The sequence below is a fragment of the Lentzea jiangxiensis genome, from assembly GCF_900104175.1.
GTDB classification, from domain to species: Bacteria; Actinomycetota; Actinomycetes; order Mycobacteriales; family Pseudonocardiaceae; genus Lentzea; species Lentzea jiangxiensis.
Genome location: NZ_FNIX01000010.1, coordinates 61,081 through 82,304 on the forward strand (window position 1 = coordinate 61,081; position 21,224 = coordinate 82,304).

General features: G+C 69.2%; 20 protein-coding genes. 9 read left to right on the top strand and 11 right to left on the bottom strand.

The window, feature by feature from the left end; translation table 11 throughout:
- Positions 1–115 precede the first annotated feature (115 nt).
- A complete protein-coding gene (locus BLQ91_RS24295) occupies positions 116–2,404 on the top strand; it encodes an FdhF/YdeP family oxidoreductase (RefSeq protein WP_090100137.1) in 2,289 nt (762 codons plus the stop codon).
- Here BLQ91_RS24295 and BLQ91_RS41590 read toward each other — a convergent pair whose 3' ends face one another.
- From BLQ91_RS41590 to BLQ91_RS24310, 4 genes are all read right to left on the bottom strand, one after another.
- On the bottom strand, positions 2,405–2,566 hold the full coding sequence (locus BLQ91_RS41590) for a hypothetical protein (RefSeq protein ID WP_176959935.1): 162 nt from the start codon (positions 2,564–2,566) through the stop codon (positions 2,405–2,407). It lies immediately after the preceding gene.
- A 23-nt stretch (positions 2,567–2,589) separates the two neighbouring features.
- Positions 2,590–3,147 (bottom strand): winged helix-turn-helix domain-containing protein, encoded by a 558-nt coding sequence (locus BLQ91_RS24300; RefSeq protein ID WP_090100138.1) that lies wholly within the window; start codon positions 3,145–3,147, stop codon positions 2,590–2,592.
- Between the two features lie 68 nt (positions 3,148–3,215).
- Positions 3,216–3,707 carry a hypothetical protein gene (locus BLQ91_RS24305; protein ID WP_089922227.1) on the bottom strand — a complete coding sequence of 164 codons (492 nt, stop codon included), beginning with the start codon at positions 3,705–3,707 and terminating at the stop codon, positions 3,216–3,218.
- Positions 3,708–3,754: 47 nt separating this feature from the next.
- Entirely contained in the window at positions 3,755–5,269 is a 1,515-nt protein-coding gene (locus tag BLQ91_RS24310) for a phytoene desaturase family protein (RefSeq protein WP_090100139.1), read from the bottom strand.
- Between the two features lie 65 nt (positions 5,270–5,334).
- On the opposite strand from BLQ91_RS24310, the gene fdhD reads away from it, so the two are divergent.
- From fdhD to BLQ91_RS24325, 3 genes are read left to right on the top strand one after another with little or no spacing between them, the layout of a single operon-like run.
- The gene (gene fdhD / locus BLQ91_RS24315; RefSeq protein WP_090100140.1) at positions 5,335–6,162 is read left to right on the top strand and encodes a formate dehydrogenase accessory sulfurtransferase FdhD; all 828 of its coding nucleotides are present in this window, start codon (positions 5,335–5,337) and stop codon (positions 6,160–6,162) included.
- On the top strand, positions 6,149–7,279 hold the full coding sequence (locus BLQ91_RS24320) for a CaiB/BaiF CoA transferase family protein (RefSeq protein WP_090100141.1): 1,131 nt from the start codon (positions 6,149–6,151) through the stop codon (positions 7,277–7,279). Before fdhD ends, BLQ91_RS24320 begins: the two co-directional genes overlap by 14 nt.
- Before the next feature lie 38 nt (positions 7,280–7,317).
- Complete coding sequence (locus tag BLQ91_RS24325; protein ID WP_090100143.1) at positions 7,318–8,193, top strand: alpha/beta hydrolase; 876 nt, start codon at positions 7,318–7,320, stop codon at positions 8,191–8,193.
- Here the strand turns inward: BLQ91_RS24325 and BLQ91_RS24330 are convergent.
- The 6 genes from BLQ91_RS24330 to tig form a co-directional block, all read right to left on the bottom strand.
- The gene (locus BLQ91_RS24330; RefSeq protein WP_090100145.1) at positions 8,190–9,488 is read right to left on the bottom strand and encodes a serine hydrolase domain-containing protein; all 1,299 of its coding nucleotides are present in this window, start codon (positions 9,486–9,488) and stop codon (positions 8,190–8,192) included. The genes BLQ91_RS24325 and BLQ91_RS24330 overlap by 4 nt on opposite strands.
- 19 nt (positions 9,489–9,507) lie before the next feature.
- Positions 9,508–10,086: an RBBP9/YdeN family alpha/beta hydrolase gene (locus tag BLQ91_RS24335; protein ID WP_090100147.1), complete on the bottom strand. Its 579-nt coding sequence runs from the start codon at positions 10,084–10,086 to the stop codon at positions 9,508–9,510.
- 97 nt (positions 10,087–10,183) lie between these two features.
- Entirely contained in the window at positions 10,184–11,464 is a 1,281-nt protein-coding gene (gene clpX, locus BLQ91_RS24340; protein WP_090100149.1) for an ATP-dependent Clp protease ATP-binding subunit ClpX, read from the bottom strand.
- 243 nt (positions 11,465–11,707) lie between these two features.
- Positions 11,708–12,322, bottom strand: a complete 615-nt coding sequence (locus BLQ91_RS24345; protein WP_090100337.1) for an ATP-dependent Clp protease proteolytic subunit — start codon at positions 12,320–12,322, stop codon at positions 11,708–11,710.
- 35 nt (positions 12,323–12,357) lie between these two features.
- Positions 12,358–12,945 carry an ATP-dependent Clp protease proteolytic subunit gene (locus BLQ91_RS24350; RefSeq protein WP_090100340.1) on the bottom strand — a complete coding sequence of 196 codons (588 nt, stop codon included), beginning with the start codon at positions 12,943–12,945 and terminating at the stop codon, positions 12,358–12,360.
- 195 nt (positions 12,946–13,140) lie between these two features.
- Positions 13,141–14,487, bottom strand: coding sequence for a trigger factor (tig, locus tag BLQ91_RS24355; RefSeq protein ID WP_090100151.1), 1,347 nt, complete (start codon positions 14,485–14,487; stop codon positions 13,141–13,143).
- A 588-nt stretch (positions 14,488–15,075) separates the two neighbouring features.
- Here tig and BLQ91_RS24360 point away from each other — a divergent pair.
- Positions 15,076–15,975: a LysR family transcriptional regulator gene (locus tag BLQ91_RS24360; protein ID WP_090100152.1), complete on the top strand. Its 900-nt coding sequence runs from the start codon at positions 15,076–15,078 to the stop codon at positions 15,973–15,975.
- A gap of 88 nt (positions 15,976–16,063) precedes the next feature.
- Here BLQ91_RS24360 and BLQ91_RS24365 read toward each other — a convergent pair whose 3' ends face one another.
- A complete protein-coding gene (locus BLQ91_RS24365; protein WP_090100342.1) occupies positions 16,064–17,053 on the bottom strand; it encodes a LacI family DNA-binding transcriptional regulator in 990 nt (329 codons plus the stop codon).
- A 107-nt stretch (positions 17,054–17,160) separates the two neighbouring features.
- Here BLQ91_RS24365 and BLQ91_RS24370 point away from each other — a divergent pair, with 107 nt between their 5' ends.
- Genes BLQ91_RS24370 through BLQ91_RS24385 form a run of 4 tightly spaced genes read left to right on the top strand, consistent with a single transcriptional unit; the run spans position 17,161 to position 21,220 of the window.
- On the top strand, positions 17,161–18,414 hold the full coding sequence (locus BLQ91_RS24370) for an ABC transporter substrate-binding protein (protein WP_090100154.1): 1,254 nt from the start codon (positions 17,161–17,163) through the stop codon (positions 18,412–18,414).
- The gene (locus tag BLQ91_RS24375; protein WP_218130394.1) at positions 18,411–19,280 is read left to right on the top strand and encodes a carbohydrate ABC transporter permease; all 870 of its coding nucleotides are present in this window, start codon (positions 18,411–18,413) and stop codon (positions 19,278–19,280) included. Before BLQ91_RS24370 ends, BLQ91_RS24375 begins: the two co-directional genes overlap by 4 nt.
- Positions 19,277–20,083, top strand: a complete 807-nt coding sequence (locus BLQ91_RS24380; protein ID WP_090100156.1) for a carbohydrate ABC transporter permease — start codon at positions 19,277–19,279, stop codon at positions 20,081–20,083. Before BLQ91_RS24375 ends, BLQ91_RS24380 begins: the two co-directional genes overlap by 4 nt.
- 18 nt (positions 20,084–20,101) lie before the next feature.
- A complete protein-coding gene (locus BLQ91_RS24385; protein ID WP_143022789.1) occupies positions 20,102–21,220 on the top strand; it encodes a glycoside hydrolase 5 family protein in 1,119 nt (372 codons plus the stop codon).
- The last annotated feature ends 4 nt before the right edge of the window (positions 21,221–21,224 follow it).

Here is a 21,224-nt window from a genome sequence, read left to right on the forward strand (position 1 = left end):
GCGATCACAATTGACCGTCACGGACCGTTCAACCCCTTGGGGCCCGTGGCGACGGCGCCGCCGCGTTCTTCGGGGGCGCTGGCGGCGCCGACGTCGATCGGCGTTGAATGGACGGATGAGCAGCAAGCCCCCGCAGCACGACGTCGACGAGTCCGCGATCGAAGTCAGCACCCCCAAGACCTGGGCCGCGGGGATCCCCGGTGTGCTCGTGTCGCTCGACCGCGCTGTCGAGCAGATGGGTGTCGGGCGCACGGTCAAGACGTTGCGACTGCTCAACCAGCGCGAAGGTTTCGACTGCCCCGGCTGCGCGTGGCCCGAGCCGCAGGGCCACCGCAAGATGGCGGAGTTCTGCGAGAACGGCGCGAAGGCCGTCGCGGAGGAAGCCACGAAGCGGCGGATCGGCCGGGAGTTCTTCGCCGAGCACTCCGTCGGAAGCATGCGGACGAAGACCGACTACTGGCTCGGCCGGCAGGGCCGGCTCACCGAACCGGTGGTGCTGCGGCCCGGTGCCACGCACTACGCACCGATCAGCTGGGACGACGCGTTCACGCTCATCGCCGACGAGCTGACAGCGTTGTCGTCCCCGGACGAGGCGATCTTCTACACCTCCGGCCGCACCAGCAATGAGGCCGCGTTCCTCTACCAGCTGCTCGTCCGCTCGTTCGGCACCAACAACCTGCCGGACTGCTCGAACATGTGCCACGAGTCGTCCGGCTCGGCGCTCAACGAGACCATCGGCATCGGCAAGGGCTCGGTGTCGATCAAGGACTTCGACCTCGCCGACCTCATCGTGGTCATCGGCCAGAACCCCGGCACGAACCACCCGCGCATGCTCGGCGCGCTCGAGGACGCCAAGAAGAACGGCGCGAAGATCATCGCGATCAACCCGCTGCCGGAGGCGGGCCTGATGCGCTTCAAGAACCCGCAGAACGTCGCGGGCCTCGTCGGCAGGGGCACCGCGCTGTCCGACGAGTTCGTGCAGATCAAGGTCGGCGGCGACCAGGCGCTGTTCCAGGCGATCGGCCACCTGCTGCTGCGGTGGGACAAGGTCGACAAGGCGTTCGTCGAGTCCAAGACGCACGGCTTCGAGGCCTACGCCGAGAGCCTGCGCGAGCTCGACTGGGACCGCGTGCTCACCGCGACCGGCCTGACCCGCGAGCAGATCACCCGCGTGGCGGGCATGTTCGTCGACTCGAAGGCCACGATCGCCTGCTGGGCGATGGGTCTCACGCAGCACAAGCACAGCGTGCCGACGATCCGCGAGATCACGAACGTCATGTTCCTGCGCGGCATGATCGGCAAGCCGGGCGCGGGCCTGTGCCCGGTACGCGGCCACTCGAACGTCCAGGGCGACCGGACGATGGGCATCTACGAGAAGATGCCCGAGTTCTTCCTGGAGGCGCTGGAGAACGAGTTCGGCATCTCGGTGCCGCGCAAGCACGGTTACGACACCGTCGACGCCATCAACGCGATGCGCCACGGCCGCGGCAAGGTGTTCATCGCGATGGGCGGCAACTTCGTCAGCGCCACCCCGGACACCCCGGTGACCGAGAAGGCGCTGGAGCAGTGCTCGCTCACGGTGCACGTCTCCACCAAGCTCAACCGCTCGCACGTGGTCCACGGCAGGACGGCGCTGATCCTGCCCGCCCTCGGCCGCACGGAGAGCGACGTGCAGCACTCGGGCGAGCAGTTCGTGACGGTCGAGGACTCGATGTCGGTCGTGCACCGCTCCCGTGGCCGGCTCGAGCCGGCCTCGGACCAACTGCTGTCCGAGGTCTCGATCGTCTGCCGGCTCGCGCGCAAGACGCTCGGCGCCTCGCACCCCGTGGCGTGGGAGGAGTTCGAGAAGGACTACGACGTCATCCGCGAACACATCGCGCGCGTCGTGCCGGGCTGCGCCGACTACAACACGCGCGTGCGCCAGCCCGACGGTTTCGTGCTGCCGCACCCGCCGCGCGACTCGCAGCAGTTCGCGACGGCGACCGGCAAGGCGAACTTCACGGCGAACGAACTGACGGTCATCGAGGTGCCGGAGGGGCGTCTGCTGATGCAGACCCTGCGCAGCCACGACCAGTACAACACCACGATCTACGGGCTGGACGACCGCTACCGCGGCGTGAAGGACGGCCGTCGCGTGGTGTTCGTGAACCCCGACGACCTCAAGGAACTGGGGTTCTCCGACGGCCAGATGGTCGACCTCGTATCGGAGTGGAAGGACGACCCGACGGGCGTCGTCGAACGTCGCGCCGCGTCGTTCCGGATCGTCTCGTACCCGACCGCGCGCGGGTGCGTGGCGACGTACTTCCCGGAGGCGAACCCGTTGGTGCCACTGGACTCCAAGGCGGACATCTCCGGGACGCCGACCTCCAAGTCGGTGATCGTGCGCCTGGAGCCCGCGGCCTGATCAGGCGTGCCGGACCCGGACGAACAGCCGTAAGCGGCGTCGTTCGGGTTCCGCCTTGACCTCCTCCTCGGTCTTCTTCACGAGCCGGCGCGCGGCCGCGTCGGCCTCGAAGTCCTGCTGACGGTACTTCGCGATAGCAAACGCGTCGTGGTGAGAGAACATGATGGGTCTCCTCGTGTGCGTTGTTATTCGGGCGCGACCGTCGCCGCCAGGAACAACCTGACCGCCCGAGCGCCTTCCGGCCTCAGGGACTCGTCGAGTCGACGGTCGTCGTACTTGTCCATCACCGCTTGCAGCTCGTCGAGCAGCGCGGCCGACTCCCCGGCGGTGAGGAACTTGACGGTGCCCTGGGTGCCGACCGACGTCCGCCACTCCTCGGGCAGGTGCTCACGCTGACGGAGCCGTTCCCGCGTGCGTTCGAACTCTTGGTCCAGATAGGCCATGGAGGCCGCTTCGGCCGCCAGGACCGCCTCCCCCTCCAGGCCGTCCGGCGAGATCGACTGGCGCTTGCGGACCAACTTCCACGGCTTCTGCCGACCGGGACCCTCGACCTCTTCGACGAAGCCGTACTTGGCCAGCATGTTCAGGTGGTACGAGCAACTCGCAACACTCTCGCCGAGCTTTTCCGAGCACTGCGTCGCGGTGCGCGGCCCTTCCTCGGTGAGCAGCTGGAGCAGCTTCCACCGGAACGGGTGCGACAGCGCCCGGAGCGCTTTGGGGTCGGTGATGGGAGCGTCGGTCATGACATCACCGTACGCATATCAAGAACCCTTTAGCAAGCTTCCTTGATATATGAATCCCCAGGTGGCGATCACCAGTCTGGTGAGTTGCGCGCCACGGCGGTGACGAGCGGCAACGACTCGATGACCGGCACGCGCAGCAGCTCGGCGGGTACGTCGGGGTCGCGCACGGGTTCGATGAGTTCGCGCAGCAACGCGCCGACGACGTCGTCGGCGGACTGGTCGACCTCGTGGATCAGGTCGCGCAACTGGTCCGCGGCCTCGTTGAGCACGCGCGGGCGTTGCGGCTCCTCCAGCATCAACGCCGCCAGCCGCAGCACGCGACGGCACGTGCGCAGCCTCAGGCTCCTGCTCGCGGACTCGCGGGTGCCCGCCAGGCCGAGGCGGCCGCGCGTGCGCTCGATCCACGGCTCGACGGTCTCGCGGCGCCAGATCGGGCCGGACGCGAGCTCCGCGTCCGGTTCGGGGATGCCGTGCGAGCGGCGCTTGCGCCAGACGGCCACCAACTGCCGGCTGAGCCCCATGGCGTCGGCGATCTCGGCGATTCCGTAGAAGTCCCCCACGCCGCCAACTGTAACCAGAGATGACGGCGGGCGTCATCACACATGTCTCAGGAACGTTCGAGCACCGCACGCGCCGCGTTGTGGCCGCCAATGCCGCTCACGCCACCACCGCGCCGGGAGCCCGCACCGCAGAGGAAGACGTTGTCGACGTCGGTCTCCACACCCCACTTGCCGACCTCGTCGTCGTTCTCGGCGAACGGCCAGTCGAGCTCCCCGTGGAAGATGTTGCCGCCCGGCAGGCCCAGCTCCGCCTCCAGGTCCAGCGGGGTGCGGGCCTCGATGCACGGCTTGCCCCGGGCGTCGACCGCCAGGCAGTCCTGGACCGGCTCGACGAGGTGGGCGTTGAGCTGGTCGAGGTAGCGCCCGACCAGTTCGTCGCGCAGCTCGGCGTTGCGGCCCTCGAAGAGCGAGGCGGGCAGGTGCAACCCGAACAGCGTCAGCGTCTCGTGGCCCGCCAGGGACGGCCCGAGGATGGACGGGTCGGTCAGCGAGTGGCAGTACATCTCGCCGGGCAGCACCGACGGCACCTGGCCGGCGGCGCTCTCCCGGTACGCGGTCTCCAGCCGGTCGTAGGACTCGTCGAGGTGGAACGTGCCGGCGAACGCCAGTCGCGCGTCCACTCCGGACTTGAGCTCCGGCAACCTGCGCAGCAGCATGTTGATCTTCAGCTGGCAGCCCGGTTCGTCGTGGACCTCCTCGCCCCGCAAGCGTCCCAGCACCGACGGGGCCACGTTGGACAGCACGAACCGGGCCTCCACCGTCGTGTCGCCGTACGTGACGGACGCCGTCTTCCCGTCCGACTCGACCGACGTCACCTCGGCACCGGTGACGATCCGCGCACCGGCCTCGCGCGCGACCCGTTCGAGCTCGGCGGTGACGGCGCCCATGCCGCCGACCGGCACCCTCCACTCGCCCGTGCCGTTGCCGATCACGTGGTAGAGGAAGCACTTGTTGGCGCGCAACGACTGCAGCGACGAGTGCGTGCCGATCAACGCGTCCGTGGCGACGACCCCGCGCACCAGGTCGTTCTCGAAGAGCTCCTGCAAGGTCGCGCCGATCGGGCGTTCGAAGACCTGCTCCCACACCCTCCCGCCCGCCACGGCGTCGACGTGTGCGCGCAGGTGTTCCCGTGACACCAGCGGCTGGAGGAGAGTCGGCGCCAACGCCCCCGCCATCAGCTCCAGGTCGGCGTACCAGCGCTGCCACCGCTCCCAGTCGCCGAGCGAGCCGCACACGGCCTGGAACGAGGCCTTCGTCGCCTCCCCCGGCGAGCGCTCGACCAGCAGCCCGGCCGCGCCGTCCGGCGTGTAGGACGAGGCCGCGCGCGACCGGAGCGCGAGGTTCAGGCCGAGGTCCGCCACGATCCGGTCCGGCAGCAGCGACACCAGGTAGGAAAAGCGCGAGAGCCGCGCGTCGACGCCCTCCCACGGGGACGCGCTCACCGCCGCGCCGCCGGCGTGCGGCAGCTTCTCCAGCACCCTGACCGACTTGCCCGCACGGGCGAGGTACGCGGCCGCCACGAGCCCGTTGTGGCCGCCTCCCACGATCACGACGTCGTCCATGCCCCGAGATCCCTCCCACGTAGCCTGGTCGGTGGGGAACATAGCGGTCCGAAGGAGATGTGCACATGGGCCGAGTGACGGTGCGCCGGTCGGTCGAGCGGGTGTCGCCGAGCGGCCGGCGGCGCAGGGTCGACGCGCTCGCCGCCGAGGAACCGCTGGAGCTGAGGGTCGGCGGCAAGGCGTTGGCCGTCACGATGCGCACGCCCGGCCACGACGTCGAGCTCGCCCACGGCTTCCTGCTCAGCGAGGGCGTGATCGGGTCGTCGCGGGACGTCGCGGTCGCCCGCTACTGCGACGGCACCGGCCCGGACGGCCTGAACACCTACAACGTGCTGGACCTGGCGCTGGCCGCGGGCGTGCCGCCGCCGGACACCGGCGTGGAGCGCAACTTCTACACCACGTCGTCGTGCGGGGTGTGCGGCAAGGGCGCGCTGGACGCCGTGAAGCTCAAGACCCGCTACTCCCCCGCGGCGGACGGGGTGCGCGTCACCCCCGAGGCGCTGACGGGGTTCCCCGACGCGTTGCGGGAACGGCAGAAGGTCTTCGAGAGCACCGGCGGGCTGCACGCGGCCGGGCTGTTCGTGAACGGCGAACCGCTGGTCGTGCGCGAGGACGTCGGCCGCCACAACGCCGTCGACAAGGTGCTGGGCTGGGCGGTGCTGCAGGACCTCGTGCCGGTGCGCGGCGCGGTGCTGGTGGTGTCCGGGCGTGCGTCGTTCGAGCTGGTGCAGAAGGCCGCGATGGCCGGGATCCCGGTGCTCGCGGCGGTGTCGGCACCGTCGTCGCTCGCGGTCGAGCTGGCGCAGGAGCAAGGCATGACGCTCGTCGGCTTCCTGCGCGGTGACTCGATGAACGTCTACACCGGTGGGGAGCGCGTGCTTGAGACCGCTTGACGGCGTCGTGGTGGTGAGCCTGGAGCAGGCCGTCGCCGTGCCGTACGCGACGCGCCTGCTGGCCGACCTCGGCGCCCGCGTCATCAAGGTCGAGCGGCCCGGCACCGGCGACTTCGCCCGCCACTACGACTCGGCGTGCGGCGAGGTGTCGTCGTACTTCGCGTGGACGAACGCCGGCAAGGAGTCGGTGTCCCTCGACCTCTTCCACCCGGACGGCCGCGAGGTGCTGGACCGGCTCGTGGCCCGCGCCGACGTGCTGCTGTGCAACCTGTCGCCGCGCGTGTGGGACCGGCTCGCGCTGGAACTGCCGCCGTCGCTGATCGTCGGCGAGATGTCCGGCTACGGCTGGGACGGCCCGTACGCGGATCGCAAGGCGTTCGACGCACTGGTGCAGTCCGAGGCGGGGCTCGTGTCGCTGACCGGCGAAGGCGACGTGGTGGCACGGGCCGGAATCTCGGTCGCGGACATCGCGGCGGGCGTCCAGCTGCACGCGGCGGTCCTGGCGGCGTTGCTGCAGCGTTCCCGGACGGGCTCCGGCGTGCGGCTGCGGCTGTCGCTGTTCGAGGCGCTGGCCGAGTGGATGCACCAGCCGGTGCTCTACGCCGCCGGAACGGGCGCCGCGGCTCCGCGGTCCGGCGCGCACCACCCGAGCATCGCGCCGTACGGACCGGTGGCGTGCGCGGACGGCACTGTGCACCTCGCCGTGCAGAACGACGGGCAGTGGCAACGGCTGTGCGAGCTGGTCGGCCTCGCCCCGCAGGAGAGGTTCGCCACAGTGGCCTCCCGCGTCGAGCACCGCGAGGAGCTTCAGGAACTGCTCGAACACGCCTTCTCCGGACTCACCGCGACCGAGTCGCTGGCCGCCCTGGACCGCGCCGACGTGCCCGCCGCACTGACCCGCCCGATCACCGACCTGCCCTCCCACCCGCAGCTCGACACGTGGGTTGACGTGCGCGTTCCCGGCGGAACGGCACGGATGCTGCCACCGCCGGTAGCCGGGTTCGAGTGGTCACCCAGTGCGGTTCCCGCGCTCGGCGCGCACAATGACGCCGTGCTGAGGTGGCTGGGGTTCTCCGACGAGGAACTGTCCTGGTTGCGCGCGCGTTCCGTCCTCTAGGGGGAAACGGGGAACGGTGCCCGCGCGATGAGGTGAGCATGGGGGAACCGAGGTGCAGCCGCCGCGCCCTGCTGGCGGCGATCGGCGTGGTCATCGCCACTGCCGCGGGCGGCGTGACGTACGTGTCGTCGTCCAGCACGGAGCAGCAGATCGCCACCGCGAATGGCGTGAGGACCGTTCCCGCCGTGAAACCGACGGTCCGCTACGAGCGCGTGTACTCGGCGGCACGCCACCGCGAGGTCACCCTCGCCTTCCACATCCCGACCGGCGCCAACCCCCGCGGCCTGCCGATGTCGATCCTGCTGCACGGCCTGCACGGCGACGCCCGGCACGCCGCCGTCGGCAACCTCCCCGAGGTGCTGACCGCCGCCGTGGCGAAGGGGTCGGTCCCGGCGTTCGGCTTCGTGGCCGTCGACGGCGGCGACAACTACTGGCACGAGAACGTCCTGGGCGACGACCCGATGGCGATGCTGCTCGACGAGGTCCCGCGCTGGCTCAAGGAACGCGGCTACGGCGAACCGTTCGCGGTCACGGGCGTGTCGATGGGCGGCTTCGGCTCGCTGCTCTACGCGCGCCGCCGAGCCGAGCGCGGCGACCCGGTCGCGGCCGCCGCGGCCATCTCCCCCGGCCTGATCACGACGTGGCCGGAGATGGCCAAGCGCCGCGCGTTCAGGGACGAGGCCGAGTGGGCCGCGCTCGACCCGTTGCGCCACCCGGAGGCGACCGGCCGGACGGCGCTCGGAGTGTGGATCGGCGACCGCGACAGGTTCATCGAGGGCACCCGCCGGTTCATCCGCGAGGTGCGGCCCGAGGTGGGCACGGTGAAGCCCGGCGGTCACGACGACGGGCTGTACCGGAAGGTGACGCCCGACGTCGTGCAGTTCCTCGCCAAGTACGCCAAGCGCGCCGTCTAGATCCGGCTCGCCGCGCGTCCGAAGTGCAGCCACTTCACCCGGCCCAGCTCGTCACTCCCGCACAGGACGACCACCGAGTGGTAGCCGCCGTGCGCCTCGACCGCGATGAGGGCGTCCTCGCGCAACCCGGTGAACTCGCGCTCGGTTTCGTCGACCAGTCCCTTGAAGGTGTCGTCGCGGCGCTCGTACCTCAGCGTCACCCGCCCGTCGTCGCCGTCGGTGACGTGGAGGTCGATCCCCGCGGACCGGTAGACCCCGGCGACCCGGTCCGCCGCGACCGGGACGGGGCTCGCGGGCGGCTTTGGCAGCGGGCGCAGGCTGATGCCCGCGTGCTCTCCCAGCACCCGCCCGAACACCTCTCTCGCCAGCGGCAGGGAGTCGCCGCCGTTGGTGAGGACGGCGACGGCGAGACCGGCACTCGGCACCACCCTCAGGTGGGCCTGGAAGCCCCTGGTGGTCCCGTTGTGACCGAGTCCGGTGACACCGCCGTCGTAGTCGTGCAGCGCCCAGCCGAGGCCCTGCCGGCCGCCCTGGCCGAAGTCCGGCGGCACGACCTGGGTCTCGCGCATCGCGTCGAACTCGGTCGTGCCGAGGTGCATCCGCACGAACTCGAGCAGGTCCCGCCCGCTCATCGCGAGCACCGAACCCGCCGGGGTGTCGCCCTCGGCCATCGGCTTCTCGACGGGCTCCAGCTCCTCGCCCAGGTGCCCGGACGCGCACCGCCGGTGGGCGTACTCGGCGTGGCTGACGGCGGCGGTCCGCAGACCCGGCCCGTCGACGAGCCGTTCGCGCAGAACGGTGGTGAAACGCCCGCCGCGCAGCACCTCCACGATCCGGCCGAGCACCACGAACCCGCTGTTGCAGTACGTGTAGAGCTCACCGGGCCGCGCGCGCTGCTCGGTGTCCGCCATCCGCTCGAGGTACCTCGCGAGCATGTCGGGGCCGTTGCCCGTGTCGTGGAAGAGATCGCCGTCGAAGCCCGCGGTGTGCGTGAGGAGGTGCCGCGGCGTGATGACCCGCGCGGCCTGCTCGTCGGCCAGCCGGAACTCCGGCAGCACGTCGCGCACCGGCCGGTCCAGGTCCAGCAGGCCCTCGTTCACCAGCTCCTGGACGAGGGTGGCCGTCCAGACCTTGGTGATCGACCCGATCTGGAAGATCGAGTCCGTCGTCACCTCCTCGCCGGTGACGTTGTTCAGCACACCGGCTGCCACGTCGGTGATGGCGCCGTTGTGCAGCACGGCGACCTGAGCGCCGACAACGCCGTGTTCGGCGATCAGCGCGTCCAGTTCGAACATCTTCCCCCAGGGATCGTCGCTAGCGCGGTGAGAGCGGCACGGTCTTGGACCGCACCCACTTGAGCACCGCGGGCCACTCCCCGTAGCCCGCGTCGATGTTGACGTGCGCCGCCCCCGGCAGGACGTCGACCTCGATCCGCAGGGCCTCACCGAGCTGCTTGGCGGCCTCCATCGAGCAGTGCGGGTCGCCCTCGCCCACGACGAGGCGGGTGTCGGTGGCGGCGCGGCGCAGGCTCGCGGGGTCGAGCGGGGACGGCAGGAACGACCTGATGGCCGGTTCCGGGTGGTCGAGGGCCGGCGGGGCCACGAGCAGCACGCGGTCGACGTGGACGATGTTCTCCCGGGCCGCGTGGTGCAGCCAGAGGTGGCAGCCCAGCGAGTGCGCCACGACGACGCGTTCGCGGTCGGTGGGCAACGCTTCGAGGTGGGTGTCGAGCTCGCGCAGCCACGTGTCGCGGTCGGGCGTGTCGGGGTCGCTGAAGTGCGGCAGGTCGGCGAGGCCACCGTGCTCGGACACGGTCTGGGCGAGCCAGCGCTGCCAGTGGCCGGGTCCGGAACCGGTGTAGCCGTGGAGCAGGAGCACGTGGGGCAGCGACATGGCTCCACCCTAGTGGCGTGACGCGAGGAGCCGCGGGTCCCCGAACGCCGAAAGGGGTGCCGGTGAGATCACCGGCACCCCTTGTCGAGCGTGGAACCTAAGCCGACTTCTCCCGCCGTTCGCGGCGCGAAGGCTGCCGGGCGACGATCGTCGGGTTCACGTTCTCCTTCACCGTCTGCTCGGTGATGACGACCTTGGCGACGTCCGTGCGGCTCGGGATGTCGTACATCACCGGGAGCAGGACCTCCTCCATGATCGCGCGCAGGCCTCGGGCACCGGTACCGCGCAGGATCGCCTGGTCGGCGACCGCTTCGAGCGCGGTCTTGGTGAACTCGAGCTCGACGCCGTCCATCTCGAAGAGCTTCTGGTACTGCTTCACCAGGGCGTTCTTCGGCTCGGTGAGGATCATCACCAGCGACGGCTTGTCGAGGTTCGTGACGGAGGCGACCATCGGCAGACGCCCGATGAACTCGGGGATCAGGCCGAACTTGATCAGGTCCTCCGGCATGGAGTCGGCGAAGTAGTCCGCCGCGTCCACCTCGGCCTTGGAACGGACCTCGGCGCCGAAGCCCAGGCCGCGCTTGCCGACCCGGTCCTGGATGATCTTCTCCAGACCAGCGAACGCACCGGCCACGATGAACAGCACGTTCGTCGTGTCGATCTGGATGAACTCCTGGTGCGGGTGCTTGCGGCCGCCCTGCGGGGGCACCGATGCGGTGGTGCCTTCCAGGATCTTCAGCAGAGCCTGCTGCACGCCCTCGCCGGAGACGTCGCGCGTGATCGACGGGTTTTCACTCTTCCGAGCGATCTTGTCGACCTCGTCGATGTAGATGATGCCCGTCTCGGCGCGCTTGACGTCGTAGTCGGCGGCCTGGATGAGCTTCAGGAGGATGTTCTCGACGTCCTCACCGACGTACCCGGCCTCCGTCAGCGCCGTCGCGTCGGCGATGGCGAACGGCACGTTCAGCATCTTCGCGAGCGTCTGCGCGAGGTAGGTCTTGCCGCACCCCGTCGGGCCGAGCATCAGGATGTTCGACTTCGCCAGCTCGACACCGTCGTCACGACCCTCGCGCCCGCGGTCGCCCGCCTGGATGCGCTTGTAGTGGTTGTAGACAGCGACCGAGAGGGTCCGCTTCGCCTCGGACTGGCCGATGACGTACTGGTCGAGGAACTCGTGGATCTCGGCGGGCTTCGGCAGCTCGTCGAGCTTCACGTCGCCGGCTTCGGCCAGCTCCTCCTCGATGATCTCGTTGCAGAGATCGATGCACTCATCGCAGATGTAGACGCCGGGGCCGGCGATGAGTTTCTTCACCTGCTTCTGGCTCTTTCCGCAGAAAGAGCACTTCAGCAAGTCGCCGCCGTCACCGATACGCGCCATGACCGCTGACCTATGTCCCCTCCGGCGCACACCTGCTGTAGTGCGCCTGCTGACTTGCTGTGGCAGTCCCACTGGCTGTGGGTGCTGAGCCCGTTGCACTGACGGTACCTGGCCCACCCCGTTTCAGGGGAGGACCAGCGTCCCCCCGACACGCCGATCAGGCCAGACACCTGGTCTTCCCGGGCGTGTCGGTTCGCGTTCTCCCGAGGGCCGGACCTTCCCAGCCCTCGGGAACCACGCGTGTCAGGACTTGGCGGACAGCTTGCGGTAGGGCAGCACCGAGTCGACGATGCCGTACTCCCTGGCCTCGTCGGCCGTGAGGATGCGGTCGCGCTCGATGCTCTCGCGGACCTCCTCTGCCGTCCGGTTCGTGTGCCGCGCGAGGGTGGTCTCCATCAGGCGGCGCACGCGCTGGATCTCGTTCGACTGGATCTCCAGGTCGGACACCTGACCGTACGCGCCCTCCATGGAGGGCTGGTGGATCAGGATTCGCGCGTTCGGCAGCGCGTGGCGCTTGCCGGGGGTGCCGGCGGCCAGCAGCACCGCGGCGGCCGAGGCGGCCTGGCCGAGGCAGTACGTCTGGATGTCCGGGCGGACGAACTGCATGGTGTCGTAGATGGCCATCAGCGAGGTGAACGAGCCACCCGGCGAGTTGATGTACATCAGGATGTCGCGGTCCGGGTCCTCGGACTCGAGAACCAGCAGCTGCGCCATGACGTCGTTGGCCGAAGCGTCGTCAACCTGCACGCCGAGGAAGATGATGCGCTCCTCGAACAGCTTGTTGTACGGGTTCGACTCCTTCATGCCGTAGCTGGTGCGCTCGACGAACGACGGCAGCACGTACCGCGACTGAGGCATGTGGAACTGGCTCACTTGAGGTCTCCTAGCTGACGTCAGTTGTTCGAGTCGCCGACGGGCTGGGCCCGGGTGACGACCTTGTCGACGAAGCCGTACTCGAGCGCTTCCTGCGCCGTGAACCAGCGGTCGCGGTCGGAGTCACGGGTGATGGTCTCCACCGACTGCCCGGTGTGCTCGGCGATGAGCTCGGCCATCTCGCGCTTGGTGCGCGTCAGCATGTCCGCCTGGATCGCGATGTCCGCGGCCGTACCGCCGACACCGGCCGACGGCTGGTGCATGAGGATGCGGGCGTGCGGGAGCGCGTGGCGCTTGCCGGGCGAGCCCGCGGAGAGCAGGAACTGCCCCATCGAGGCCGCGAGGCCCATCGCGTACGTGGCCACGTCCGGCTGGATGAGCTGCATCGTGTCGTAGATGGCCATGCCCGCCGTGACGGAGCCACCCGGCGAGTTGATGTAGAGCGTGATGTCCTTCTCGGGGTCCTCAGCGGCGAGAAGCAGCAGCTGAGCGGTGATCTGGTTGGCGATGCCCTCTTCGACCTGCGATCCCAGGACGATGATCCGCTCGCGGAGCAGCCGCTCGTACACCGAGTCGTTGAGGTTCATCCCGGCGGTGGCCGACCGCATCTCGGGGGTCGGGAAGGAGTGCTGCGTCACGTCTGCCTGCCTAACTCCAGGTGGAACGAATCTGGAAGCGAAAATCTCTCTGCGATCGACCTTAACGAAGGCGGGCGGCGTCAGATGCCCGACACCGCCCGCGTTCGCTATGAGCTGTATTTCCGGAGCTCGCCCGCTCGCGGGGAAGGGCGAGCGACCCGGTCGCTACTCCTGGCCGTCCTCATCGGACTTGGTCTCGCCGAAGAGCTCGTCGAGGTCCAGCTTGGCGCCGCTCGTGTCGGACACCTCGGCCTGGCGCACGACGCCCGCGAGCGCCTTGCCCCGGCGGACGTCGGCGAAGATCGCGCCGAGCTGGCCGGACTGCTGCGCGCGCTTGACGTACTCGTCCGGGCTGATGCCGAAGCGCTGGGCCTGGTAGATGATCCGCTCGGTCAGCTCGCCGTCGGACACCGTGACCTGCTCGGCGTCGGCGATCGAGTCGAGCACCAGCTGCGTCTTGACGGCCTGCTCGGCGGCCTTGCGCAGCTCGGCGTCGAACTCCTCCTCCGTCTGACCCTGCTCGGTCAGCCACGCGGCGAACTTCTCGTCGTCGTGGTCGAAGGCGTGCACGGCGTCGTGCTTGCGCGCGTCGATCTCGCCCTGGACGATGCCCTCGGGCAGCGGGACCTCGGTGGTCTCCAGCAGCGCCTCGAGGACCTTGTCGCGCGCCTGCACGCCCTGCTGCATCTTCTTGACGCGGCCCAGGCGGGTCTGCAGGTCGGCCTTGAGCTCGTCGAGCGTGTCGAACTCGCTGGCGAGCTGCGCGAACTCGTCGTCGAGCTCGGGGAGCTGGCGCTCCTTGACGGTGCTCAGCACGACGGTGACCTCGGCCTCGCGGCCCTCGTGCTCACCGGCGACGAGCGTGGTGGTGAAGGTCTTGGTCTCGCCCTCGGAGGCGCCGAGGAGCGCCTCGTCGATGCCCTCGACGAGCTGGCCGGAGCCGACCTCGTAGGACAGGCCGCTGGTGCGGGCCTCCTCGACCTCTTCGCCGTCGACGGTCGCGGACAGGTCGACGATCACGAAGTCGCCGGTCTGCACCGGGCGGGAGACGCCGGTCAGCGTGCCGAAGCGAGCGCGGAGCTCGTCGAGCTGGGTGGTCACGTCCTCGTCGGTGACCTCCTGCTCGTCGACGGTCACGGCGAGCTCGCCGAACGCGGGCACGGTGATCTCGGGGCGGACGTCGACCTCGGCGGTGAACTCGAGCGTCTGGCCGTCCTCGATCTTGGTGACCTCGAAGTCCGGGCGACCGAGCGTGCGCACCTCACCGGCGTTGACCGCCTCCAGGTACTTGGCCGGGATGGCCTCCTGGATGACCTCGTCCAGCACCGGAGCGCGGCCGATGCGGTTCTCCAGGACCTTGGCAGGGGCCTTGCCCGGGCGGAAACCGGGGATGCGGACCTGCTTCGCGAGCTTCCGGTACGCCTGGTCGAAGTTCGACTTGAGCTCGTCGAACGGCACCTCGACGTTGATCCGGACCCTCGTCGGGCTCAGGTGCTCGACGGTGCTCTTCAACGTGGACTCCTCGATACGAACAAGAACGTGCAAGACAGCCGGTACCGCCACTGGGGACGCCCGGATTCCCAGCGAGTCTAGGCGAGACCCGCGCTGTGATCGCCGCCACCCCGCTCCAGCGACGGGACAGCGACGTGACAGCGCTCCGGAGGCTCCGGCGCGCATCGCGCACGGGCGTCTCGTCCCGTGCTCCAGCGCGCGTGGCGGGAGGCTCCACGAGACAGACGGGCCGGCGCGACGCGGTGGTCCCCGCGGGCCGGTTCACACCGCCAGGAACCACCGCCCGCCGGCGCGCGTCCAAGCGGTCTCCCGTTGGTCCGCAGCACCGCACCCCTCCGCCCCTTTTGTTCGCCTCGCGAAAGTCTTCACAGAAGGAAGTCAGCCCGCTACAACGCGTAAAAACGGTCACCACAATTTCACTCGTTCGGCGGAGACAGCCTTTCCGGGGTAGATCGAGATGACTCCATAAGCACCAATCACGCAGCCTCGGCGGACAGGTAGCGTTGCTGCTCCCGCACCATCCGTAACAGGACCACGGGAACAAACGAGAAAAAGTCGTCGCACCGTTTTAGCCCGAGGATCCGCCTGATGGAGACACGCCAGCTTCTCGCGTTCACGACCGTGGTTCAGACAGGGAGCTTCACCAAGGCCGCTGCCACGCTCAACTGCTCGCAGCCGACCATCACCACCCGCATCAAGGCACTGGAGGAAGGCCTCGGCGTCGTGCTTTTCCGGCGCCTCCCCCGAGGTATCCAGATGACGTCGGCGGGCGTCGAACTGCTCCCGTTCGCGCGAAACATCATCAACCTCACCGAAAAAGCCCGAAAAGCCATAACGATGAACGGTGAGCCGCACGGCAAACTCGTCATCGGTTCCGCTCAGAGCCTGACCGACTACCGTCTGCTACCGCTGATCGAATACATGTGCTGGCGCTACCCGTCGGTTCAACTCTCGCTGCACTCGCGCAACGCCCTGAACAACCTGAACTCGGTGCGCGACGGCCAACTCGACTGCGCCTTCTTCATCGGAGCGATAGAACCGCGCGAGGGTCTCGAAACAACGGTCCTGTGCCCCGAGCCCCTCGTGATGGTCGCGGGCCCGAACCACGTGCTCACCCAGCGCCAGAGCCTCACCGAGGGCGACCTGACGAGCAGCACCCTGATCCGCGCGGAGAACGGCGCCTCCTACCACGAGCTCTTCGAACACTCCCTCGGCTACGACGACACCCGCGCCCCCGTCCTGGAACTCGACTCGGTGGACGCCGCCAAACGAGCGGTCGCCTCGGGCCTCGGCATCGCCCTCATGCCGGAGGTCACCGTCTCCTCGGAGCTCGCCGAAGGCAGGCTGGTCCGGCTGCCCTGGTCCCCGGCCTTCCGCGTCTACACGCAGTTCGGCTGGCGCCAGGACAACTCGACGAACCCGGCGGTGACGGCCCTGGTGTCGGCGGCGGCGCAGGTGGTGAGCGACCAGGTCGCCTCGCTGACCTGACCACCGCACCCGCACCGTCGCGAGGGCGAGCTGCCCTCAACGCGAGGTTCGGTGGGGTGGTCCCGTCACCCCACCCGAACCGCACCACCTACGCGACAGGCGCGCGCCCGGTGCTCCCCCGAACCACCAGCTCGGGCAACACGTCCTCCTCGTCGGTGGGCGACGCACCCCCGATCACCGAGACCAGCGCCCGAGCCGCCCGAGCCCCGAACGCGAACGTGTCCCGGGAGAGCGCGGTCAGCCCCAGCTGCTGGCACAGGACCGAGTCGTCCCAGGCCACGACCGACAGCTCGGACGGCACGGCGACGCCCAGGGAAGCAGCCGCGGAAGCCCCGGCCACAGCCATGACGTCGTTGTCGTACACGATCGCGGTAGGCGGAGACTCCAGCGCCAACAACGACCGTGTGGCAGAAGCCCCGGCCTCGGCCGTGTAGTCGCCGGCCACCACCACGCCGTCCTCACAGGACGCGGCGAACGCGGCGTCCCGCCGAACGGTGTGCAACAACGAGGGCAACCCCGTCACGCGGGCGATCCGCCGATGCCCCGACGTCTTCAGGTGCTCCACCACGGAGGTCATCGCCGCGTAGTCGTCGGCCCACACCGAAGCGAGCTCGCCGTGGTGCCCGGCGCCGCCCACCACGACGGCCGGCAACCCTAGCGACGACATCAGCTCGACCCGCGGATCCGACACCAGCAGGTCGACCAGGAACACCCCGTCGACCCGGTGCTCGGCCCACCAGCGCCGGTACAGCGAGATCTCGTCCTCCCTCGACGACACCACCTGCAGCAGCAACGCCGACGACATCTCGGACTGGATCCCGGCGATCAGCTGGAAGAAGAACGCCTCGTCCCCCAGCGCGCGGGGCGGGCGCACCAGCACCAGCCCCACGGCGTCGGCGGAGGCCGAGGACAGCGCCCGGGCCGTCACGGACGGCCGGTACCCCAGGGACGACGCCACCTCCAGCACGCGGGAGCGGGTCGCCTCCGAGACGCCGGCGCGGCCGTTCAGCGCCAGCGAGACAGCACCTTTGGACACCCCGGCCCCCGCAGCGATGTCCTTGATCGTCGGTCTCTTCACCACGTTCACCGCATCGCACCTGTCCGGAACAAGACAACAAGACGGTCGGAGGCTAGCCGGAGATAAACCGGTTTAGCTAGGGTCCGCGAGCAAGGAGGTGGGTGTCAATGAAGAGGCGCACGTTCCTCGCGGGCCTGGCGGCGGTGCCCGTGGCGGGCTGTGGACTGTCCGGCACGCCCAGCACGGGCTCATCGGCGACTGGGCAGGTCACGGGCGAGATCACGTTCCAGACCTGGTCCCTCAAGCCCAAGTACACCGACTACGTCAACGGTGTCATCGACGCGTTCCAGAAGAAGCACCAGGGCACCGCGGTGAAGTGGGTCGACCAGCCCGCGGACGGGTACCTGGCGAAGGTCATGGCGGACGCGAGCGCGGGCAGCCTGCCCGACGTCGTCAACGTGCCGCCGGACCTCAGCTTCCCGCTCGCCAGGGCGGGCCAGCTCGTCGACCTCGACGAGACCCTGGAGGACGCCAAGCCGGAGTACCTCGCGAACGCCTGGCAGGCGTTCGAGATCCCCGGCAAGGGCGGCTGCTACGGCTTCCCCTGGTACCTCAACACCGGACCGGTCTTCTACAACAAGGCCCTGTTCCGGCAGGCCGGCCTGGACCCGGACAAGCCGCCGACGAACTTCGAGGAGCTCGAGAAGCAAGCTCTGGAACTCGCCGAGAAGAAGATCGCCATGCTCGGCCAGACCCCGAGCATCGCCGACTTCGGGCTCTACGGCGTGAAGCTGTTCGACACGGACGAATTCACCTTCAACGAGCCCAAGGGCGTCGAACTCGTCGAGCTCTACAAGCGGCTGTACGACGCGGGCGCGTTGATCCCCGAGGCGCTCACGCAGAACTACACGGGCGCCGGCACGAAGTTCATGGCGCAGCAGACGGCGCTCAACCCCGGCAGCGCGTACGACCTGGGCAAGTTCAAGACCGACGCGCCGAGCCTGTACGCGAACATCGGCATCACCACGCCCATCACGAACACCGGCAGCGCCAACATGTTCCTGCACGGCGTCAGCGTGCCGAAGAGCAGCAGGAACCAGGCGACGGCGCTGGCGTTCGGCCGGTTCGTCACCAACGCCGAGAACCAGGTCGGGTTCGCGAAGCTCGCGTCGATCTTCCCGTCCACGAGCAAGGGCGGCGACGACCCGTACTTCACCACGGAGGACGGCACCGACGAGGCCCGCGTGCGGGTCGCGGCGGCCAAGCAGCTCAAGACGGCGGTGAACTACACGCCGGTGCAGTTCAGCGACCAGATGCGCGAGGCGCTGCTGCAGCAGCTCGCGGACGCCATGCTCGGCAAGAAGTCCGCGAAGCAGGCGTTGGACGACGCCGTGAACGAGTGCAACAGGCTGCTCAAGTGACGCACCGGCCCTACACGCCGTGGCTGTTCCTGGCTCCGGGACTGGCCATCTGCCTGATGTTCACGATCTTCCCGTTCGTGAACATGGTCGTGCTCGCGTTCACCGACGCGAGCGCGCTGGGCGGTGGCCGGTTCACCGGCGTGGACAACTTCGTGCGGATGGCGGAGGACCCGAAGTTCTGGGTGGCGGCCCGCAACAGCGCGCTCTACATGGCCGGCGTGGTGCCGCCGCTGGTGCTGCTGCCGTTGCTGGTCGCGCTGCTCGCGCAGAAAGCCGTGCCGGGCATCGGGGTCTTCCGCACGGCGTTCTTCACGCCGGTGATCGCGTCCGCGGTCGTCGTGGGGCTCATCTGGACGTGGCTGCTGGACAGCCGCGGCCTGGTGAACAACGTCGTGGAGGCCCTGGGCGGGACCAGGATCGGGTTCTTGACCGACTCGACGCTGCTGCTGGTCAGCTCGATGGTCGTCACGGTGTGGCGCGGCCTGGGGTACTACATGGTGATCTACCTGGCCGCGCTCGCGAACGTGCCGAAGGACCTGCACGAGGCCGCGATGGTCGACGGCGCGGGGCCGGTCAGGCGGTTCTGGTCGGTCACCGTGCCCGCGCTGCGGCCGACCATGGTGCTCGTCGCGGCGTTGAGCGCGGTCAACGGGTTCCGGGTGTTCTCCGAGATCTACCTGCTGTCCGGCGGCACCGGCGGGCCCGGCGGGGCGAGCACCACGATGGTGCTGCTCATCCAGTCCGTCGGCCGCGGCCTCACCGGTGAGGTCGGGTACGCGTCCGCGCTGAGCCTCGTGCTGTTCGTGGTCCTGCTGGGGCTGCTGCTGGTCACCCTCAAGCTCAACCGCAGGGAGGAGCAGCTGTGAAGCTCGCACTCCGGTACAGCGCGCTCCTCGCTGTCCTCGCGATCAGCATCGGACCGTTCCTGTGGCAGTTCGCGACCAGCATCAAGGGCCCGAACGAGGACGTCTTCCTGCCCGACCTCATCCCGGACGACCCGACCTCCGGCAACTACGCGGCCGTGGCCGACGTGGTGCCGGTCTGGACGTTCGCGCTCAACTCGCTGGGCGTGGCGAGCGTCAACGTCACCACGAACTGCCTCGGCGCGGCGATGGCCGGCTACGCGTTGGCACGGTTGAAGTTCCAGGGCCGCAGGCTCGCCGCGGTGATCTTCGCCGGCAGCATCCTGGTGCCGTTCGAGGCGATCCTCATCTCGCTGTTCCTGGTGATGCGCGGGCTCGGCCTCACCGACACCCTGTCCGCGGTCGTGCTGCCCGGCGCGATCGCCGCGCTCAACGTCCTGTTGCTGCGCAACGCCTTCCTCGCGCTCCCCGCCGAAGTCGAGGAAGCCGCGATCATCGACGGCGCCAACGCGTGGCAACGCTTCACCCGCCTCGCGCTGCCGTCGGTGAAGGGCACGCTGGTCGTGGTGGCGCTGTTCTCGTTCATGTTCAGCTGGGACGACTTCCTGTGGCCGCTCGTCGTGCTGAGCGACCAGGAGAAGTACACGCTCACCATCGGTCTGGCGTACCTCCAGGGCACGTTCGTGCAGAACCAGCGGCTGGTGGCGGCGGGCACGATCATCGCCGTCCTCCCGCTGATCCTGCTGTTCCTGTTGCTGCAGAAGCACTTCTTCCGCGGAGTGGGAGAAGGCGCGATCAAGGGATGAACCCCGAGGAGCCCCATCTTGCGTTTCGGCGTGAACTACACCCCGTCCACAGGCTGGTTCCACCACTGGCTCGACTTCTCGCTGGACGACGTCAAAGCCGACTTCGAGGCTATCGCCGGGCTGGGACTCGACCACGTGCGGGTGTTCCCGCTGTGGCCGGTGTTCCAGCCCAACCGCGGTCTCGTCCGGCCGAAGGCGGTCGAGCAGCTCGGGCACGTGCTCGACTCGGCGCACGAGTTCGGCCTGGACGTGCAGGTCGACGTGCTGCAGGGGCACCTGTCGAGCTTCGACTTCTACCCGTCGTGGGTGCAGACCTGGCACCGCGCCAACATCTTCACCAACCCCGACGTGATCAGCGGGCAGAAGCTCTACATCCGCACGCTCGCCGAGGAGCTGGGGGAACGGCCGAACTTCCTCGGCTTCACCCTCGGCAACGAGGTCGACCTGCTCACCGAGTCCAACCCGTGCACGCCCGAGCAGGCCGCCGAGTGGATCGACACCTTGCTCGCCGAGTGCGCGGAAGCGGCGCCGCACCAGCCGCACGTGCACTCCGAGTACGACGCCGTCTGGTACGAGAGCGAACATTCGTTCCTACCGGAGCACGCGGCGAACAAGGGCGCGATGACGACCGTGCACTCGTGGGTCTTCAACGGCACCGCACAGCGCTACGGCCCGATGTCGCCGGAGAGCGTCCACCACGCCGAGTACCTCGTTGAGCTCGCGAAGGCCCACGCGAAGGACCCGCGGCGGCTGGTGTGGCTGCAGGAGGTGGGGGCCGCCCAGCCCGAGATCAGCGCCGAGCAGGCGCCCGACTTCGCCGAGCAAACCCTTGAGAACGTGCTCACCTGCGCCAACCTCTGGGGCATCACGTGGTGGTGCTCGTTCGACGTCGACCGTGCGCTGGTGGACTTCCCCGAACGCGAGTACGAGTTGGGGCTGATGACCACTGAACGCGAGGTCAAGCCGCTCGGCGAGGTGGTCGCCCGGATCGCTCGGACGACGCCGCCCGCGCCGGCCGAGCGCACGCCCATCACGCTGCACGGCGACCGGCCCTCGTGGGGCCCCGGTGGCGCCTTCTTCGAAGAGTGGATGGCCCTTGCGCGCACGGGTGTGCGGGCCTCGATCGAGCTGGGGTAGACGA

Bases quoted from the DNA above. Each gene is read 5' to 3' on its own strand.
- BLQ91_RS24295 (WP_090100137.1), top strand. From the start codon at position 116: ATGAGCAGCAAGCCCCCGCAGCACGACGTCGACGAGTCCGCGATCGAA.
- BLQ91_RS41590 (WP_176959935.1), bottom strand. From the start codon at position 2,566: ATGTTCTCTCACCACGACGCGTTTGCTATCGCGAAGTACCGTCAGCAG.
- BLQ91_RS24300 (WP_090100138.1), bottom strand. From the start codon at position 3,147: ATGACCGACGCTCCCATCACCGACCCCAAAGCGCTCCGGGCGCTGTCG.
- BLQ91_RS24310 (WP_090100139.1), bottom strand. From the start codon at position 5,269: ATGGACGACGTCGTGATCGTGGGAGGCGGCCACAACGGGCTCGTGGCG.
- fdhD (WP_090100140.1), top strand. From the start codon at position 5,335: ATGGGCCGAGTGACGGTGCGCCGGTCGGTCGAGCGGGTGTCGCCGAGC.
- BLQ91_RS24325 (WP_090100143.1), top strand. From the start codon at position 7,318: ATGGGGGAACCGAGGTGCAGCCGCCGCGCCCTGCTGGCGGCGATCGGC.
- BLQ91_RS24330 (WP_090100145.1), bottom strand. From the start codon at position 9,488: ATGTTCGAACTGGACGCGCTGATCGCCGAACACGGCGTTGTCGGCGCT.
- BLQ91_RS24335 (WP_090100147.1), bottom strand. From the start codon at position 10,086: ATGTCGCTGCCCCACGTGCTCCTGCTCCACGGCTACACCGGTTCCGGA.
- clpX (WP_090100149.1), bottom strand. From the start codon at position 11,464: ATGGCGCGTATCGGTGACGGCGGCGACTTGCTGAAGTGCTCTTTCTGC.
- BLQ91_RS24345 (WP_090100337.1), bottom strand. From the start codon at position 12,322: ATGCCTCAGTCGCGGTACGTGCTGCCGTCGTTCGTCGAGCGCACCAGC.
- BLQ91_RS24350 (WP_090100340.1), bottom strand. From the start codon at position 12,945: ATGCGGTCGGCCACCGCCGGGATGAACCTCAACGACTCGGTGTACGAG.
- BLQ91_RS24360 (WP_090100152.1), top strand. From the start codon at position 15,076: ATGGAGACACGCCAGCTTCTCGCGTTCACGACCGTGGTTCAGACAGGG.
- BLQ91_RS24370 (WP_090100154.1), top strand. From the start codon at position 17,161: ATGAAGAGGCGCACGTTCCTCGCGGGCCTGGCGGCGGTGCCCGTGGCG.